The organism is Rothia sp. ND6WE1A, from assembly GCF_001683935.1.
GTDB classification, from domain to species: domain Bacteria; phylum Actinomycetota; class Actinomycetes; order Actinomycetales; family Micrococcaceae; genus Rothia; species Rothia amarae.
In genome coordinates, this window is the sequence record NZ_LXTU01000038.1 from 1 (window position 1) to 17,574 (window position 17,574).

General features: G+C 52.9%; 14 protein-coding genes and 1 riboswitch. Of the genes, 5 read left to right on the plus strand and 9 right to left on the minus strand.

Features of this window, described 5'->3' with window-relative positions; genetic code table 11:
- Positions 1 to 47: 47 nt before the first annotated feature.
- The 3 genes from A7E48_RS05260 to A7E48_RS05270 form a co-directional block, all read right to left on the minus strand.
- Positions 48 to 932, minus strand: a complete 885-nt coding sequence (locus A7E48_RS05260) for a bifunctional methylenetetrahydrofolate dehydrogenase/methenyltetrahydrofolate cyclohydrolase (protein ID WP_068170412.1) — start codon at positions 930 to 932, stop codon at positions 48 to 50.
- A gap of 2 nt (positions 933 to 934) precedes the next feature.
- Entirely contained in the window at positions 935 to 2,215 is a 1,281-nt protein-coding gene (glyA, locus tag A7E48_RS05265) for a serine hydroxymethyltransferase (protein WP_068170414.1), read from the minus strand.
- Between the two features lie 207 nt (positions 2,216 to 2,422).
- On the minus strand, positions 2,423 to 3,007 hold the full coding sequence (locus A7E48_RS05270) for a TetR/AcrR family transcriptional regulator (RefSeq protein ID WP_233125994.1): 585 nt from the start codon (positions 3,005 to 3,007) through the stop codon (positions 2,423 to 2,425).
- 324 nt (positions 3,008 to 3,331) lie between these two features.
- Here A7E48_RS05270 and A7E48_RS05275 point away from each other — a divergent pair, with 324 nt between their 5' ends.
- Complete coding sequence (locus A7E48_RS05275) at positions 3,332 to 5,053, plus strand: substrate-binding domain-containing protein (RefSeq protein WP_068170426.1); 1,722 nt, start codon at positions 3,332 to 3,334, stop codon at positions 5,051 to 5,053.
- Between the two features lie 81 nt (positions 5,054 to 5,134).
- On the opposite strand, the gene purH is transcribed toward A7E48_RS05275, so the two are convergent.
- Positions 5,135 to 6,742, minus strand: coding sequence for a bifunctional phosphoribosylaminoimidazolecarboxamide formyltransferase/IMP cyclohydrolase (gene purH, locus A7E48_RS05280; protein WP_068170429.1), 1,608 nt, complete (start codon positions 6,740 to 6,742; stop codon positions 5,135 to 5,137).
- A gap of 141 nt (positions 6,743 to 6,883) precedes the next feature.
- Positions 6,884 to 7,483, minus strand: a complete 600-nt coding sequence (gene purN / locus A7E48_RS05285; RefSeq protein WP_083147213.1) for a phosphoribosylglycinamide formyltransferase — start codon at positions 7,481 to 7,483, stop codon at positions 6,884 to 6,886.
- Between the two features lie 121 nt (positions 7,484 to 7,604).
- Between purN and A7E48_RS05290 the strand changes: the two genes are divergently transcribed.
- The gene (locus A7E48_RS05290) at positions 7,605 to 8,027 is read left to right on the plus strand and encodes a hypothetical protein (protein ID WP_068170431.1); all 423 of its coding nucleotides are present in this window, start codon (positions 7,605 to 7,607) and stop codon (positions 8,025 to 8,027) included.
- 2 nt (positions 8,028 to 8,029) lie between these two features.
- Here A7E48_RS05290 and A7E48_RS05295 read toward each other — a convergent pair whose 3' ends face one another.
- A complete protein-coding gene (locus A7E48_RS05295; RefSeq protein ID WP_068170432.1) occupies positions 8,030 to 9,802 on the minus strand; it encodes a DUF6350 family protein in 1,773 nt (590 codons plus the stop codon).
- A gap of 125 nt (positions 9,803 to 9,927) precedes the next feature.
- Between A7E48_RS05295 and A7E48_RS05300 the strand changes: the two genes are divergently transcribed.
- Positions 9,928 to 10,704 (plus strand): SDR family oxidoreductase, encoded by a 777-nt coding sequence (locus A7E48_RS05300; protein WP_068170433.1) that lies wholly within the window; start codon positions 9,928 to 9,930, stop codon positions 10,702 to 10,704.
- A gap of 2 nt (positions 10,705 to 10,706) precedes the next feature.
- On the opposite strand, the gene A7E48_RS05305 is transcribed toward A7E48_RS05300, so the two are convergent.
- Both A7E48_RS05305 and A7E48_RS05310 read right to left on the minus strand, forming a co-directional pair.
- Complete coding sequence (locus tag A7E48_RS05305) at positions 10,707 to 11,144, minus strand: plasmid stabilization protein (RefSeq protein WP_068170434.1); 438 nt, start codon at positions 11,142 to 11,144, stop codon at positions 10,707 to 10,709.
- Positions 11,141 to 11,344 (minus strand): nuclease PIN, encoded by a 204-nt coding sequence (locus A7E48_RS05310; RefSeq protein ID WP_068170435.1) that lies wholly within the window; start codon positions 11,342 to 11,344, stop codon positions 11,141 to 11,143. Before A7E48_RS05310 ends, A7E48_RS05305 begins: the two co-directional genes overlap by 4 nt.
- Before the next feature lie 30 nt (positions 11,345 to 11,374).
- Positions 11,375 to 11,517, minus strand: a riboswitch (SAM riboswitch).
- Between the two features lie 221 nt (positions 11,518 to 11,738).
- On the opposite strand from A7E48_RS05310, the gene A7E48_RS05315 reads away from it, so the two are divergent.
- Positions 11,739 to 12,602, plus strand: coding sequence for a hypothetical protein (locus tag A7E48_RS05315; protein ID WP_068170437.1), 864 nt, complete (start codon positions 11,739 to 11,741; stop codon positions 12,600 to 12,602).
- 76 nt (positions 12,603 to 12,678) lie between these two features.
- Entirely contained in the window at positions 12,679 to 16,371 is a 3,693-nt protein-coding gene (locus tag A7E48_RS05320) for an SNF2-related protein (RefSeq protein ID WP_068170439.1), read from the plus strand.
- A 161-nt stretch (positions 16,372 to 16,532) separates the two neighbouring features.
- On the opposite strand, the gene A7E48_RS05325 is transcribed toward A7E48_RS05320, so the two are convergent.
- Entirely contained in the window at positions 16,533 to 17,480 is a 948-nt protein-coding gene (locus A7E48_RS05325) for a DUF808 domain-containing protein (RefSeq protein WP_068170441.1), read from the minus strand.
- Positions 17,481 to 17,574: the final 94 nt, after the last annotated feature.

The window sequence follows — 17,574 nt, forward strand, 5'->3', positions numbered from 1 at the left end:
TTTTCCCGCCGCTGAGTTACTCAGCGGCGGGAATATTTTGCCTTCGATTACTGCTCAGCAGCCATACGTTCAGCGGTTTCTACCACGTTCACCAGCAACATCGCACGAGTCATCGGACCCACACCGCCGGGGTTAGGTGAGTACCAGCTCGACTTCTCGATCGCTTCAGGGCTGATATCGCCGGTCAGCTTCTTCTTTCCGGTCTCGGGGTCTTCAATACGGGACACTCCGACATCCAGCAGAATTGCGCCGTCTTTAACCTGATCTGCCTTGACGTTGTGGGGCTGGCCTACTGCAGCCACAATGATGTCGGCATCGCGCAGAGCGCCATCGACATCTTCGGTGCCGGTGTGAACAAGAGTTGGAGTAGCGTTGACCCCCTTACGGGTCAGCAAAAGTCCCAGCGGACGACCCACGGTAATACCGCGACCCAGTACTGCAACCTTCTTGCCCTTCCATGAAAGACCGTGACGCTCTACCAGTTCAATCACACCGTTGGGAGTACAGGGAAGCGGCGAATCCAGTTCGTCACCCACATTAAGGACCAGACGACCCAAGTTAGTGGGGTGCAAACCATCGGCATCCTTATCAGGATCAATCTTTTCCAAAATACGGTTAGTATCAATGTGCTTGGGCAACGGAAGCTGAACAATGTACCCGGTGCACTCGGGGTTGTTATTCAAATCTTCAATTTCTTTTTCAAGTTCTTCCTGAGTAATGTCCTCGGGAAGATCCTTACGAATCGAAGCAATTCCGATTTCAGCACAGTCGCGGTGCTTACCACCAACATACGAATGTGATGCGGGATCGTCCCCCACCAAGACCGTACCCAGACCAGCAGTAACACCCTTTTCCTTCAACGCTTCAACGCGCTCGGCAAGTTCTTTCTTAATCTCTGCTGCTGTAGCTTTACCGTCTAGAATCTGCGGCATATTTACCACTCCTCAATTCCGTTGTACAAGGGAAACTTCTCACACAGAGCAGTCACACGCTCATGCTGAGCTGCAACGTCTGCGCCTGGTTTCAGGGTCTCTGCGATAATATCTGCCACCTCGGTGAAAGCTTCCGCGTCGAAGCCACGGGTAGCAAGTGCTGGGGTGCCGATACGCAAACCGGAGGTAACCATCGGCGGGCGGGGGTCGTTCGGCACTGCGTTACGGTTCACAGTGATGCCCGCTTTGTGCAATAGATCTTCTGCTTGTTTGCCATCCAACTCAGAATCCACCAAGTCAACCAGCAAGAGGTGGACGTCGGTGCCGCCGGTCAGCACCTTTATGCCCGCCTCTGCGACGTCGGACTGAGAAAGACGCTCGGCGATAATATGAGCACCTTCCAGCGTACGCTTTTGGCGATCCTTAAAATCTGCAGATGCAGCAATTTTGAAAGCGGTAGCTTTAGCAGCAATCACATGCATGAGCGGTCCGCCCTGCTGTCCGGGGAAGACTGCCGAATCAATCTTTTTCTTCAGCTCTTCTTTGCAGAGGATAAAGCCCGAACGGGGCCCACCAATCGTTTTATGAACGGTGGAGGATACGACGTCGGCGAAAGGAACCGGGTTCGGGTGTAGCCCTGTTGCCACTAGCCCTGCGAAATGAGCCATATCGACCCAGAGGTAAGCCCCCACTTCATCGGCAACCGCACGGAACGCTTCAAAATCAAGTTGACGAGTATAGGCAGACCAGCCAGCGATAATCACCTTAGGCTTATTCGCCACCGCAAGTTCACGCACCTGCTCCATGTCAACGCGACCGGTTTCTTCGTTGACCTCGTAGGCAACAACGTTGTACAGCTTGCCGGACACGTTCAGACGCATACCGTGGGTTAGATGCCCGCCGTGAGCCAAGGAAAGACCCATGATGGTGTCCCCAGGGGTCAACAGCGCATGCATGACGGCATTATTTGCCTGCGCACCCGAGTGAGGCTGAACATTCGCATGGTCAGCTCCGAAGAGCGACTTGGCACGTTCAATTGCTAGGGATTCTACGACGTCAACATATTCGCAGCCACCGTAGTAACGACGTCCGGGGTAGCCCTCGGCGTACTTGTTGGTCAAAACCGAGCCCTGGGCTTCGAGTACTGCACGCGGCACAAAGTTCTCAGAGGCAATCATTTCCAGAGTGTTCTGCTGACGCTTCTGCTCAGAATGAATTGCTTCAGCAACCTCGGGATCAATCTCTGCCAGAGGCACATCAAGAATCTGTTGGGAATCGCTCACGCGGACTCCTTTCAAGTTTCGGTCTTCTTCTCTAACGGAGAAGGACCTCATAGAAAACGGTGATGAGGTCAAAAAGACCATCCACTCTAGTTTATGTGAACCAAACCGCATTGCCACCCGGTTTATGGATATTAAGCAAGCTTGTTTATGGATTATCCATCAGGGCTTTACCTTGCCACCCGGCAAAAACGAGTAGAGAGAGTTTTTCTACGCCTGGGTCAAAATTGCTTCAGCAAAATCTCGATATGAATCATGGGAAAAATGAGAGAGAGTTTGCGATTGCAAAACATACCCACAAAAAACGCTCAGCACGGCTGCGCCAATGACCTCTAGCCATTCTTCGAGCTCTTCTTCATCAAATTCGAGAGCTGCTTGTGCCCACCCACGATATCTTTCTTTCGCAGCGTTCTTCAACGCTTCAAGTTGAGTATCGGCAACTTTTCGTACGACCTCATAGGTAGCGGCTTCACCCCATGTTGATTGCAACAACCGGCATGTTGCAGGGTTGACTCGCAGCGTCTCTAACCAGTTCAGCACATACGCCCAAGGCTCCATTTTTTCAGGCTGACCTGCACCGACGCCGCCTAGGCGTGGGGTATTTTCTTGCAGAAATATCTCAAGATCTATCGTTGCCGCCGCTACCGTAATCTCTTCTTTTCCAGAAAAGTGATTATAGATTGCACCGGCAGACATACCTGTCCGCTGGATAATCTCACTCATGGATGTGCGTTGAAAACCTTTATCAAGAAAGGCCAAACGTGCAGATTCCACGATATTTTCTCTAATCTGCATTCGGTGTTCTTCGCTAATTCGAGGCATATTTCTAACTTACCTAAATCGAACAGTCATTCAGGACACGCTCATCACTTATGGCTACATCGTGTTCAATGCAACATCCTTGCCAATACGCCTAGTCACAGAAATAACTCTCTGTCTTTCCCTCTACCGTCAAGCTCATATTTACCGCCAATAGATTTTTTCGTCCGCCGCCCAGCCTCTTGTCAAAATCATTCTTGATAAACTAAGGCGTTACTTTCAATGGGGGAACATGGGGAGTAACACAATGACAATCTCAATTCAGAGAGTCTCTCTCGGAAATGCGCGAAAGGGCACATCATGGGGAATGCTCAATCGCGTCGTGAAGCGCGAGAAGCCCGGCGGAAGAAGAACGTCCGTAAGTGGGTAGCACTCAGCGGCGCAGGCATCGTCTTACTCAGCGGTGGAATACTTACTTATAACTTAGGCAGCAATAACCAGACTCAGGATCCGCAAGCGATCCCCTCTAACTGCGCCACCACTCAACGCGTGAGCGTAGAGACCACCAAAGCTATGGCGGAAATTCTTAAAAACATTCCGGTCTCTGACGAAGACTGCATCACTCTAGCTATCAGTAGCGACTCAGCGACGACCGAAACCGCCCAGCACATTATTAGCGGCAAGTCTGCCCCGAATCTATGGATTCCAGATTCTTCAACCCGAGCAGAGCTAGCTCTTGCGGGCAAAGCTCAAGTAATCACCAAAGCAGACTCTTTGGCCAGCACTCCTGCAGTTATCGCAACGACCGGAAACAATCGCGTGGAGAGCTGGAATGATGCTCTACACGATTCTTCCAGCATAAAAATGAGCGAGCCTAAAGACGATTCCGGTGCTTTTATGGCGTTACTCAACGCCACAGCCGAAACAAGTCATAACGCAATTTCGCAAGAAGATTTTAGCGCCAACATTGGACTACGTGCCCAAACTATCGGTGTAGACGATCCGGAGCGCAACCCCTCTGATTTACTCTCCTCGGTGAGCGATCACAGCATTGATTCTGCCATTGTGACTGAGTCTGATTTTGCTCAATACCGCAAAGATCATGCGGATTCTAAAGTGAAGGCCTACGTTCCCAGTGGAAAAACAGGCATGCTAGATTTCCCGATGTACCAGCCAACCACCGGCGCAGACACCAACCGAACTGTTGGTTTAGCCGCCGATAAAATCGAGAATTACATCAATTCTGACGAGGGTAAAAAAGCTCTTGAAGAACAGGGGCTACGTTCTGACCCCGGTCACGAACTTGCCGAAAATACGGTAGGCGTGGTTGATTCTCTCAGCACCGACAACCCCAAGATTCTTGCCAACATGTGGACCTCCTACCTACGCCAGTCCGCTCCGCTCAACGCGTTGGTGGCAGTGGACGCCTCCGGCTCAATGAGCACCAAAGTAGGAGACAGCGGACGCACCCGCATGGATATTGTTAAAGAATCCGTAGTTTCCGGTTCCCAGCTCTTTCCACCCCGTGACTCCATTGGTTTGTGGAGTTTCGCGCTGGATATCGCCAAGGACAACCAGGGCAAATCGCTGGATTACAATCCGCTCGTCCCCATCCGCAATCTCGGCGAAGATGTCGATGGAAAGAACCAGCGAGAAATCTTGCGTACCGCCGGCGAGAAAATTCAGCCCTACCCCGATTCTCATACCGGGCTCAACGACACCACTTTGGCAGCATTCGAAGAGGTCAAATCTCAGTTTGACCCAGACGCCGCTAACGTCGTTGTTATTATGACCGATGGTGAAAACTCAGATAAGGACTCCATTTCCACCGAGGATCTTATTCGAACCATCAATGAACAGCAGGATAAAGAGAACCCGATTTATATGCTCTTCATTGGTGTATCCGATGATGCAAACATGGAATCGCTGCGGCATTTAGCACAGGAAACTAAGGGTGAAGCCTTTACGGCAAACTCAGCTGAGGACATTCAGAAGATTTTCCAGGAAGCACTTTCCGTAGCAGATGAGCCCACCGGCCCCACCGCTACAGCGGCAGCAGCCTATTCAGCTCCTGCCCAGTAAATCTGAATAACCAGTACACCAAAAATTTTGCCCCGAATGATAATTCATTCGGGGCAAAACTGTGAGGAGACCTCGGTTTGTTTAGTGGAAGAAGTGGCGGGCGCCAGTGGTGTACATGGTGATACCGGCTTCTTGGGCTGCCTTAATGACTTCCTCGTCGCGAATAGAACCACCGGGCTGGACGACGGCGCGCACACCGGCGTCGAGCAAAACCTGCAGCCCATCAGCGAAGGGGAAGAAAGCGTCTGATGCCGCTACCGCTCCCCGTGCGCGTTCGGCGTCCCCAGCCAGTGAATTAGCGCGCTCGACCGAAAGCTTGCAAGAGTCAACACGGTTGACCTGTCCCATGCCGATGCCTACTGCAGCGCCGCCATTTGCCAGTAAAATGGCGTTTGACTTGGCAGAACGCAGAGCTTTCCACGCGAAAGCGAGGTCTGCGAGGGTTTTTTCGTCGGCAGCATTACCCGCTACGAGCTCCCAGTTCTCGGGTTGATCGCCCTCTGCCTGAAGGCGATCAGCTTCTTGGAAGAGTACGCCGCCTGAAACTGCGCGATATTCCAAGGAGCCGCGGGAGAATCCCTCGGGCAGAACGAGTATGCGCAGATTCTTTTTAGTCTGCAAAATCTCCAACGCTTCAGGCGAGTAGGAGGGAGCAATAATGACTTCGGTGAAAATATCTTTCACGGTACGAGCCATACCTTCAGATACTTCAGCATTGGTTGCGATTACGCCACCGTAGGCTGAAAGCGGGTCGCAAGCGTGTGCTTTGGCGTGTGCGTCTGCCACAGGATCGGTAGCTCCGGGAGTGGCTACAGCAATACCACAAGGGTTGTTGTGCTTGATGATAGCAACGGCGGTTTCCTCGAAATCGTAAGCAGCACGAAGCGCAGCATCGCCGTCGACAAAGTTGTTGTAGCTCATTGCCTTACCGCCGAGCTGTTCTGCCTGGGCAATGCCGGGAGCAGCGGCGGGATCGACGTACAGCGCGGCTTTCTGATGCGGGTTTTCCCCATAACGCAGAGTTTCGGAACGTTCGAAAGAAAGCCCGGCAAAGGGAGGCCAGAAGTTGGCGTCTTCGTCCTGTTCAAACTGCTGGGCAGTCCAGGTGGCAACAGCGGTGTCATAGGCTGCGGTATGAGCGAACGCCGCAGAGGCTAGACGACGGCGCTCGGCCAGGGTGAATCCACCCTCGGATGCTGCACGTACAACGTCGTCATAACGTGTCGGGTCTACTACCACTGCCACAGCATCATGGTTTTTAGCGGCGGCACGAACCATCGAAGGCCCGCCAATATCAATCTTTTCTACAATCGCGTCCTGATCAGCACCCGATGCGACGGTTTCCACGAAGGGGTAAAGATTAACAATCACCAGGTCAAAGGGTTCAATATCCATCTGCTGGAGCGTATCAATATGATCCTGTTTGCGGCGATCAGCCAAAATTCCCGCGTGGACGCGCGGGTGCAGAGTTTTGACTCGACCCTCTAAACATTCGGGGAAATCCGTAATGTCGGAAACTTCGGTGACAGGAACACCTGCTGCTGAAATGGTGGAGGCGGTAGAGCCGGTAGAAATGATGGCGACCCCGGCCTGGTGGAGACCGCGGGCAAGATCTTCAAGACCTGTTTTATCGAAAACAGAGATAAGGGCACGTTTGAGAGGTACGCGATCGAGCTCAATGAGACTCACAGATGACTCCAATTTCTTAATCCTCGCTCTCAGAGGTGGTTCTGAGAACATCTGGATGGTTAGGTATTGGGTCGATGTAAGCCCCGACCCTTGGCTTCAGTTCTTGAATCATCAAGAACCTAAATCTTTGGATCGGTCGGGCTACCGATGCTGCGGTTTCTCTTGCGGCAGGTGAGGGGAAGATTCGGCGGCAAGTTCAGAGATAGTCTGAACGAGCAGTTTTCTTTCTTCGACTTTGATGCGTTCGTGCAGGGTTTCTTCGGTGTCTTCGGGCAAAACCGACACTGACGCCTGCGCCAAGATAGGACCGGTATCGACGCCAGAATCAACAAAATGCACGGTCAGCCCGGTGATTTTCACGCCGTGGTCGAGAGCGTCTCTGACGCCGTGTGCGCCGGGGAACGAGGGCAATAAAGCTGGGTGAGTATTGATGATCCTGTTCTCAAATTGCTGGACGAAATCGGCGTCCACAATCCGCATGAATCCCGCAAAAATAACAAAATCTGGGGAGAACGAGGCAACCGTTTTTTCCAGGTGTCTATTCCACTCTGCGCGAGTTTCAAAATCTGCAGGCTCTACTAAAAAGGTCTCAATGCCTGCCCGTTCGGCACGTTCGATGCCCACACAGGGTTTATCGGCACCGACGGCGGCAACTTCAACCTCAAGCTGGCCGGCTGCTACAGCGTCCAGAATCGACTGCAGGTTAGTACCGGAACCTGAAACCATCACCACAATGCGCATATCAGAGAGTTTACCGTACAGTTGCAACCGTTATCATGCGAAGAGGGAATGAGCCCAGGGTGATTATCTGCTAACTTTTTCCGATAGTTCCCGTTACGGTTCGCGGGGTATTCTTATCCCTATGTCTGAAAACGTAAATACTTTAGAAGAAATGCCTGCGCCTCAGCGAGAAGCCCGGAAGAAACTGCTGATTATTCAGCGTCTCATGCTTGCCGCTGGTGTGCTTTCTTTCGTTTTCATGATGTACACCGGCTGGTGGCTTGTTGCCGCGCTGGTGGCTGAATTGCTTGCCCTCGGTTTGGGTATCCGCTCGTTGTTTCTGATGCCGCGTGCACGTAGCGGTGGCTTCGAATACACCGTGCTCATCCTCTTTTTGCTGGGAATCGCATATCTCACCTTTGGCACCGTGGTTCAGCTCGTTTTCGTTGAACAGACCAACGCTTACGCCGAGTGTATCCAGAATGCACTGACACTCAGCCGCCAGGGACAGTGCAACCAACAGCTTCAGGACAACCTGCTCGGGGCTCTGCTCGGCGGCGAGTAATTCTAAGAGTCGTTTTCTTCCCGCGTTTTTCGCTGTTTTTTGAGGGATTTAGGACGACGAATCACCGCGCCGCGAGCCAGCTTAGGTTGCTCTGGCGCCGCCTTTGATTCTTCAGCGCGAACGCTCCCCTGGTTTAGATTTTCTGAAGTCTCAGATTGCTGTGCAGGTTCTAGTGCGGCGGGTTCTACTGCTGAATCTTTCTCGGCGGAAACTTCTCCTTCTTCGGCGGAGTCTGCAGAAACATTTGCCTCAGTGGACGTTAACTCTGCTGCATCTTGCTGCTGGGCTGAGTCTGCTGGGGATTCTTCGGCTTCGTCGAGAACAAAAACGTCCTCAGATTCAGTCTCTGTAGCCACTGAATCTGCCGCTTTCGAGCCCTTAGAACCGGAGCGCGCTGCCTTTTTCTCGGCCTTTTGCGCAGCTTTAGCCTTCTTCTGTTCTTTTTTCAGACGGCGCTTATTCTCGCGCGATTCGCCAGCAAATCGATCCAGTTCTTTACTGTTATCCGGTTCAATCATCGGTGCCAGTATCGACCCCAACAGTACGCCTACAGCTACCCACAGCGCCGTCAGTAATCCAAAGAACCAGGGGGTAGGACCCACATGAGTGAATCTGCCTAGACCCAAAGAACCGTGAGCGAACCAGCCCACCGCCGCCGTCATCATGCCTGTAGGGACAGCGATAAATACAGCCAGGCATAACGTAGAAAGGAGAGCTGATAACCAGCGGAAACGAATCTTCAGCGAAACCCACTCATCAAAATGATTTTCACCGGCGCGGAAGAACCACCATCCAGCAAGAGCACCCGCAAGAATCGGAACCAGCACCGCCAGATAAGAGAAAGGGTCAATGGGCTGCGGAATTGCCCCCAGCACAGGAAGAGCGGGCATAGCCCCCACTGAAGTCTGCGAAAGGTTGGCAATGGTACCCTCGCCAAACGAGAACCCTGCGCCGGTACTCCACGCCATCGCCCAAATAATCAGGTTAGGAACAATGCCGAGTTGAAGCAGAGTCACAGCGGTGTCCCCCACTGCCCCAGCACTGAGAAGCTGGTAAACCGCAAGAATATCGTTCCAGTTATACAGAACGGTGAGCGCAAAAAGTAGCGCGCCCCCGGCAATAAAAGCCAGCAAAGCAACCAAGGACGAACGCAAAACCGCCCACACGTAAGATCCAGCCCACCTGGAATACTGACTAAATTTACCAACCCACTCAGCCGCATTCACACCAATCATGCGAGCCAAAGAGCGCGATTCAAACCAGGCACCGCAAATCGTTCCCAGCAAAACCACCCAGAGCGGAATGAGAAAAGCCAGTAAAGGATGGGTGGTCACTGTAGCAGTCGAGGAAAACAGGCTTAACGCCAACGAAATCGCCAGATAGGTGAGACTGCCCGATACCAGGGGAACCCAAAATTGGCCTTCATAGGATGCCTGCGCCAACCGTCGTCCAGACCGAAAGCACAATGCCAACGGCACAAGAGTCAGACCCAACGGAATAAGGCTGAACGTGCCAGATACCGCCGCGAAAGAACCGTGTTGGGGAATATTCAAATCCAGTGGAACACCATGAATCAGCAACCAAATCTGGCTGGAAAGTTGTGAGACACCCAGCAAAGAGGAGTCATTAAACCCGCCGGCAAACCACACTGCCACCAATAAAATGAGCACGGTCGCGAACGAAAGTACAGCAGTCATTAACAGTTCGATAGCCCCCTGCATCCAAAGAGGCATAGGGAGCGAACGTTTCGGCGGGGTTTTGGAAGTGGTGTTCATCGTCCTTTATCTTTTCACGAACTGCACCCTCAGGTGTAGCTGGCAGTCGCTTTGAGCACGATTTGAATCCACATTTTTCGAAAATAGCCAGCAAGCTCTCAGGTTCTCATCCCTAAACTAGAGAGATGAGTAGTTTTTCATCTATGCCTTATGTTCTCATCACCGGCGCGTCCTCTGGAATTGGCGCAGCTTTTGCCCGTGAATACGCCACACGGGGATACTCTTTAGTGCTGAGTGGACGGAGGGTCGAGAAACTTGAAGAACTCGCTCACGAGTTGAGGACCGCCGATATAGATATAGAGATTCTCCCGGCAGATTTGCTGAAGGGCGACGACGTCCAGCGCCTCATCTCGCGTCTTCAACAGGAGACGAACCCCGTAGAAATTCTGGTCAACAACGCTGGTTTTGGTCTAGGCAAAGACTTTCTTTCAGCAAGCGTTCAGAGTCATCTCAACCAAGTGGAGGTCTTGGCAAAAGTTCCGCTGGCACTGATGCACGCGGCGTTGGGCCCCATGGTTGATAGGGGGCGGGGGCGAATCATCAACGTCGCATCTGTTGCTGCCTTTACTCCCGGTGGAACCTACTCTGCAGCTAAACGGTTTTTGGTGTCTATCAGTGAATCAGCAAATTTGCAGTATGCTACCCGCGGGGTAAGTGTCACCGCCGTCTGCCCCGGACTAACGCGGTCAGAATTTCACCGTGTTATGGAGGTTTCTGAGCCTCAGGTGCCAGGGATATTCTGGCTGAGCGCCGAGCAGGTTGCTCGCACCGCCATTACAGCGAATATTCAAGGCAAAGCGGCAGTAGTGCCGTCGGCGCCCTACAAGATTATGCGATGGAGTAATGCCCTACTTCCCCAGAAAATCATTGGAAAAGCGCTTGAGCGAACCCGCAATTACTAGGGTTATTCTTCAGTAAAAGGATTAGTCGCCTGAACGCCCCACCGTTGATACACCTCTGCTTTGGAAGAGGCAATCTCCAGCTGGTGCACTTGAGCCGTTGCACAGATGAGCCCCTCTAAAGCCGCGGTGGGGAGCGGCACGGTTCTCTCAGAACCTACCGCGTGGAATCCCCGCTCAGCCTGGCGACCAGCCCATTCCAACGAAACCTTTTCATCGATTTCTAAAACGTGCTCCCCAAAACGATCTACCAGTTCGCTGAGCCAGCGTTCTGTTTCCGTATAGGGGTAAAGTCCTTTAAGCTCGCCCAAGCTTAACACCGAAATGTAGAGAACTTTATAGGAGTTACGCCGCAGAAAAGCTACCACCTTCGGGTCAGGAGTCGCTTTGCGGATTTCCGCCAGCACATCCGAGTCAAGAAGGAGTCCGGAAAACTGGCTCATGCGACCTGAAGTGCGCCATATTCAGTGGCAGGAACCCCTGATGGATTTGGGGTCAGCAAAAAGTTGAGAAATTCCGAACGCTCATTAGAGATGCGGGTGTAATCCTGGATAGAAACTGCGGAGTAGCCTCCACGAGCAGTCACCGCAACGGTGCTGAGGTTCTTCTGAATAGTTTCGTGGGGTCGAGCGGTGGTAGTCATAGCCACACTGCGCCTTCGCGCATTCCTTTCGAAGTGCTCTTGTCTGTACCAGCCTGCGTTGGTAGCAAACGCGCTAACAACGCGAATACAGACCGCTTCGTCATCCGAGCCACCCGTGAACATGGGGTTGGCGTTCAACTAAAGTCGGAGCTTGTCAGTTGAAACTCTTGAAGCTGTTTAAAACCATAACCCACCGTTTCTGAAAATAAAATACCGTCCCAGAAAAAAATTGATTTACCCGGGAGGGAAGCCATCCCCTAAAATGTGAAAAGGGTAAAAATTGAGGACGAAAAAACTTTCGTTCTCAATCATTCACCTCCTCTGCACCTCCAAAGACCCATGTCTTTGATAAATCCCCCCCCCATTGAGGTATTGCCCGCCAAGGAAGCCCTACATGTTATCCAATAACACAATAAAGTTTCTCTCCCGACGTCTCATAGCGCTCTCTGCCACCGCAACGCTTGCCTTGGCAGGATGCTCTCCCGTCGCCACCAACCAGAACGCTCCGGATGAAACCAAAAGCCTCACCGAAGTCCTAGAAGAAAATCCCGATGCCGTATTACCCACTCAAAATGACATCAGGGTACAAAAAACTATCCCCTACCTCATGGCCTCCCCCACAACCGAGCACTTTAACGCAAAACAGTGGCAAAAAACCTCAACCCGCATCCCAGCAACTCAAAAACAGCTGATGTCGGATAACCCACTTCTTGCCGAACAGGTCAACCAAAAATGCGTAGCCTACGAGCAGCTGGGGCTGGGATTATTTAGCACCCCCGGTGGAAAATTTACTATCCAAAAAGGCGAACGCCGTCGTATTACTCTGGGACAGAATGGGATAGACCAGCTTTCAGGGTATATTTCAGTATTTTCTGTAGCAGATGCCACAGCTGCCCAGCAGCTCATCTCCACGTTAGAAAAGAACTCCGCCGATTGCACAGAAGCCCTGACCCAGCTCTATCCCGGTAGCGAAGATGCTTTTGAGATACATCGAAATCCCACTCCCAGCGGAGCTCCCAGCAACCCTGATTTGACGAGTTTGAGCGGCCAATACTCTGGAGATGCCTTTGGTTTACGAGTCACCAAGGTAGACAACTTTCTCGTAAGCACTTGGTTTAGAACAACCGGACATCATGATGATTCCAACGTGATGGAAACTACCGATTTCATTCACCGCATCGCCGTAGATAAAGCGGAAAAGCACTCTTCGGCTCCCCGCGGTGGACGCTCGCAGACAGCAAATTCTGAACAATCATAGGTAGCACTTCACCACGAAGAATTGTTCTCGGCTAATCTGGTTAAGTTAACCGTTTGGCCCTTATACGGAAGAGACTATGAGCGATTCGACTGCTTTTCCCGCTATCCCCGTCACGGCTGCTGAGATTATTCGTCAAGTAGGGCACGGGGCATATTCACGCGGGCAGAAGTACATGCGGGCGGGCAACGTAGCACGGTATAACTACGATGACGACGCGCGGATGCTCACCGGTGTGGTGACAGGCAACGATGTCACCCCTTATTCCACCAACATCACATTTCCTGCAGTCAAAACTCCCGGTTCACTAGCATTTTCTGCACGATGCACGTGCCCAGTACGCACTGATTGCAAACACGCGGTAGCGCTCATGCTCACCGCCATTGACCGGGCAGATAAGGCGCGTAAGGCGTTGACATCGTTGTCCCCCACCTGGCGCTCCACCCCTACGCACGATGGCGACGGCGCTCCGCAGGTTCCTGAAGACTTCAAGAAACGGTTAGAAGAATTCGGGGTCTACGCGGCGTCTCAACTAGAGAACCGCGCTGAAGATTCTGCAGAAAATTTAGAAGATTTGGCGCTCCTCAACGAGGAGAAACTCTCAAAGGTTCCCGCGTGGAGGCGGTCGCTATCGCATACGTTGGCAGCTCGCCCCGAATTTGGTAGCGATCACGCGCGCAGAGCATCGGCGGCTCTGGATCTTTCCTTTCACGTAGGAACAAAATTTACGCTAGGTAATAAGTCCAAAATCCCGCAGGTAAGTATCCAGGCAAGACCACTCATGATGGGTGCTCGCGGCAAATGGATTAAAGGCGGTTTGAGCTGGGAGAACTTCCAACGGGACCTCTCGCGGAGTATGAGTAGTCATACTCTCTACCCCGAACATGAACGCTGGTTTGCCGAATTCTATTCAGTGGTTCGCCCCTGGCAGTCGGCATATACTTCCCACCGCGATTGGGTGTCTTTGACTGCAGTCAATTCCTCGCTCCTGTGGCGGGTACTCGAAAAAGCCCGAGCCATCGGTCTGCCTATTTTGCTGGACGGTGAAGAAATAAATTTCTCTCTGGCTGATGCGACGTCGGTGGAGCTACTAGTGGAACCTCTTGCAGAGGCGGGTAAAACCGATGACACCGGTTTGAGTCTCAACCCCGTTCTGCGCTGGGGCAGATACTCCATTCCTGCTGAGCACTGCCACAAGTTGGGCGAACCCCGCATGGGTTTTGTGGCGTTAGGGGGTCGAGCACAGGCACGCTACGTGCAATCTGCCGAATCCGCCAAGTGGAGTATCACCCGTAAGCCAGCTTTAGATCTGGTGGAAGAATCTCTCGAAGAAACGACGCCGGCAGAGGGCTCCCCCGCCCGACCCGAGTGGATGAATGAGGCAACCAATATCGTCTTTATCCCCCTCGCCGATCCGCTCGATCCGGTAGCCGAATCATTGGCGATCTCTGGCGCCATCGAAGTTCCCGCCCGGGATAAAGAGAGTTTCTTTGCGGAGTACTACCCTGTCCTCTCTCGCACGGTTCACCTGCATACGGTCAATCACAGCGTTGAGCTTCCCCCTGTTCGCTCGCCCCAGCTTGTATTGACGGTAAATTTTGAGGAAGAAAACTCACATACTGCTCGAACCGCTTGGCATTGGGAGTATCCCACCCATCCGTTAGCCACCCAAGATACTGACGAAGACGCGATAGAGATTCTTCCTGCCCTGGGTTACCCAGGCGAAGACCATCAAGATATCCGCGATACCAAGTTTGAATACCGCGTACTCAAAGAGGTCAAGGTCATCCGCCCGGCAGTGCCTTTTACCCGCAATACCTATGAGGGGTGGGCAACCCGGACCCTACTTGAAGACTCGCTGCCCCGATACCGTGAGATTGACGGCGTGCGCATTGACTTTGAGGGCACCGTGCCTGAATTCAAAGAACTCGGTGAACAACCAGAAATCACAGTTTCAGTAGACTCGACGGGCGATAGGGATTGGTTTGGCCTGGGAATCACCATCAAAATGGGTGAATGGTACGTTCCCTTCGCCAAAGTTTTCGAGGCTCTCAACGCCGGAAAAACTCACCTCTTGCTAGGCGACGGCAGCTACTTTGCGTTAGATCGTCCCGAGTTCATGAAATTACAAGAACTCTTGCGTGAAGCCAGTTCCCTGCGCGATAAAGAAACTCCCCTCCAGATTTCCCGCCATCAGGTAGGAATGTGGGAAGAGCTCGAAGAACTTGCGGCAGAAACCGAAACGGTCGATGCGTGGGATAGGCAAGTTAGCGCCCTGCTGAATGTCGCTAACAGCCCAGCCCCCGAGCTACCTGTAGGGCTACATGCCGAGCTACGCTCCTACCAGGTCGAGGGTTTCCAGTGGCTTAACTTCCTCTGGGAGCATGAGCTCGGAGGCATACTTGCCGACGACATGGGTTTGGGCAAAACCGTACAGACCATTGCCCTCTTTGCCCGCGCCAAAGAATTCTGGACGCACCACCAAGACCGCGAGTCAACCGAACGTTTCGCCCCGTTCTTGGTAGTTGCCCCGACGTCGGTAGTGCCCAACTGGGAGCGCGAAATCAAAAAATTTGCCCCAGAACTCTCCGTAGCAACCATCTATGAGTCTCAGAACAAATCCAAGAAACCGTTGGCTCGCACCTGTGCGGATGCAGACGTAGTAGTAACCTCCTACGCGCTGTTCCGCATTGATGAAGAAGCCTACGTAGACGCTGGTTTCCAGCAACTCTGGAACGGCCTTATTCTCGATGAGGCGCAGTTCGTCAAGAACGCCAAAACAAAAGCTCACCGCATTGCCCGGGACATTCCCGCCCGCTTCAAATTGGCGGTCACCGGTACCCCCATGGAAAACAATCTTATGGAGCTGTGGTCCATGTTCTCCATCGTTGCGCCGGGGCTCTTCCCCAGCGCCCGCAGGTTCAAGGACTACTATGCCTCTCCCATCGAAGGCGGCGAAGACAAGAAAGCACTGCCCCGCCTGCGCCAACGCATTCGCCCACTCATGAAGCGCCGCACCAAAGATTTGGTCGCCGCAGATTTGCCTGAGAAGAACGACGTGCGCGTGGACGTACCATTAGCCCCGGCGCACCGCCGCGCCTACGACACCGCGCTTCAGCGCGAGCGCAAGAAAGTTCTAGGACTGCTGGAGGACATGGACAAGAATCGTTTTACGGTCTTCCAGTCGCTCACCACCATGCGCCGCATGGCATTAGACGCCAGCCTCATCGACCAAGAGCAATACGGCAGCGTGGCATCGTCCAAGCTGGACTACCTGGAAGAGAACCTGCCGGAAATCGTCGCCGACGGTCACCGCGCGCTCATCTTCTCGCAATTCACAACCTACCTCAAAAAAGTTGCCGAACGCCTGGACTCGCTAGGGATTACCTACCTCTACCTGGATGGCTCAACCCGCGACCGTGCGCGAGTACTCGAAGCCTTTGAACTAGGGAACGCACCCATCTTTCTGATTTCGCTGAAAGCTGGCGGCTTCGGCTTGAATCTGACCTCCGCTGACTACTGCTTCATTATGGATCCCTGGTGGAACCCCGCAGCAGAACAACAGGCGGTAGACCGCGTACACCGCATAGGTCAAACCCGCAATGTGATGGTCTACCGCCTGGTATCAGCCGGAACAATTGAAGAAAAAGTCATGGATCTCAAGGATTCCAAAGCGGCGCTTTTCGACGCCGTCGTGGACGAGGGTCAGTTCTTCTCGCCCTCCCTCACCGCCGAGCAGGTGCGCGATTTGCTCACCAGCTCAGAGGAGTAGGGGATTTATGAGTTCCTTACTTCCGTTTGGCACAGCATCGGCAAGCAATCCCTCTCGCATGGCTCGCGAGCGCTCGCAGATGCGATTCACGCCAGACCCAGCCAGCTTGCCTCACGCTGTGCCAAACAGAAGTTCAGGAAACTAATGAGTAAATCAGGACGTTAGTGAGCTGCCTTCTTCTTACGCGGAATCAGATGCATAATACCGACCACGATGAAGCCCACGATAGCGCCGAAAATCATTGCAACAACGGTTTCAGCAATCCAGCCAACGGTGGCGCCAATCCAGCTGTGGGACAGTGAATGGCCCCACTCAGCCGCATGATGGGCAATAGAGTAAGGGAAGTGCCAACCGAGCGCATCCAAACCGACGAGCAGGATGTGTCCACCAACCCAGAGCATCGCGAAAGTACCCACGATGGAAATGAAGGACATTACCTTGGGCATAGCTCGAACTAAGCCCTCACCAAATTTCTGAGCGCCCGCTGACTTGCGGCGAGCGAGGGCGAGTCCGATATCGTCCATCTTCACCAGCAGACCCACTACGCCGTACACCAGCAAGGTAATGAGGATGGCCACCACAACGAGCGCGGCGGCACGCATCCAAAAAGTACCGTCGGTGGCAATCGAGTTCATGGAAATAACCATGATTTCAGCAGAAAGAATGAAGTCCGTACGAATAGCACCGGAAACAATCTGCTTTTCTGCTTCTGGACCACGAGCAGCCGAGGGCGTCTCAGTTTCCTCATGTGCCGGGGAGAATAACTCAAAAACTTTTTCTGCTCCCTCAAAAGCGAGGTACAGACCACCCAGCATCAACAACGGGGTGAGCGCAGCCGGAAGCAACCAACTCAGCAAAAGAATAACGGGAAGAATAAAAAGTAGCTTATTGCGCAGTGAGCCCATCGCAATTTTCTTGATAATAGGCAGTTCTCGCTTAGGCGAAATCCCATCCACATACTGGGGAACTACTGCAGTATCGTCAATGACCACACCCGAAGCCTTGACGCTCGCGCGCCCCGCTGCGGCTGCGACGTCGTCCACGCTGGCGGCGGTTAACTTCACCAGTGCCGCGACGTCGTCCAAAAGGGCTGCCAAACCACCGGCCATGAAATGCTCTCCTTGAATTGCCCCTGTGGGCTGGGTTGAGGGTTAATCAGTGTTAATAAGCATACTGCACAAGGCTGTAGAGCTTGGGGACTGC

Bases quoted from the DNA above. Each gene is read 5' to 3' on its own strand.
- A7E48_RS05260 (WP_068170412.1), bottom strand. From the start codon at position 932: ATGCCGCAGATTCTAGACGGTAAAGCTACAGCAGCAGAGATTAAGAAA.
- A7E48_RS05270 (WP_233125994.1), bottom strand. From the start codon at position 3,007: ATGCAGATTAGAGAAAATATCGTGGAATCTGCACGTTTGGCCTTTCTT.
- A7E48_RS05275 (WP_068170426.1), top strand. From the start codon at position 3,332: ATGGGGAATGCTCAATCGCGTCGTGAAGCGCGAGAAGCCCGGCGGAAG.
- purN (WP_083147213.1), bottom strand. From the start codon at position 7,483: ATGCGCATTGTGGTGATGGTTTCAGGTTCCGGTACTAACCTGCAGTCG.
- A7E48_RS05290 (WP_068170431.1), top strand. From the start codon at position 7,605: ATGTCTGAAAACGTAAATACTTTAGAAGAAATGCCTGCGCCTCAGCGA.
- A7E48_RS05295 (WP_068170432.1), bottom strand. From the start codon at position 9,802: ATGAACACCACTTCCAAAACCCCGCCGAAACGTTCGCTCCCTATGCCT.
- A7E48_RS05300 (WP_068170433.1), top strand. From the start codon at position 9,928: ATGAGTAGTTTTTCATCTATGCCTTATGTTCTCATCACCGGCGCGTCC.
- A7E48_RS05305 (WP_068170434.1), bottom strand. From the start codon at position 11,144: ATGAGCCAGTTTTCCGGACTCCTTCTTGACTCGGATGTGCTGGCGGAA.
- A7E48_RS05310 (WP_068170435.1), bottom strand. From the start codon at position 11,344: ATGACTACCACCGCTCGACCCCACGAAACTATTCAGAAGAACCTCAGC.
- A7E48_RS05315 (WP_068170437.1), top strand. From the start codon at position 11,739: ATGTTATCCAATAACACAATAAAGTTTCTCTCCCGACGTCTCATAGCG.
- A7E48_RS05320 (WP_068170439.1), top strand. From the start codon at position 12,679: ATGAGCGATTCGACTGCTTTTCCCGCTATCCCCGTCACGGCTGCTGAG.
- A7E48_RS05325 (WP_068170441.1), bottom strand. From the start codon at position 17,480: ATGGCCGGTGGTTTGGCAGCCCTTTTGGACGACGTCGCGGCACTGGTG.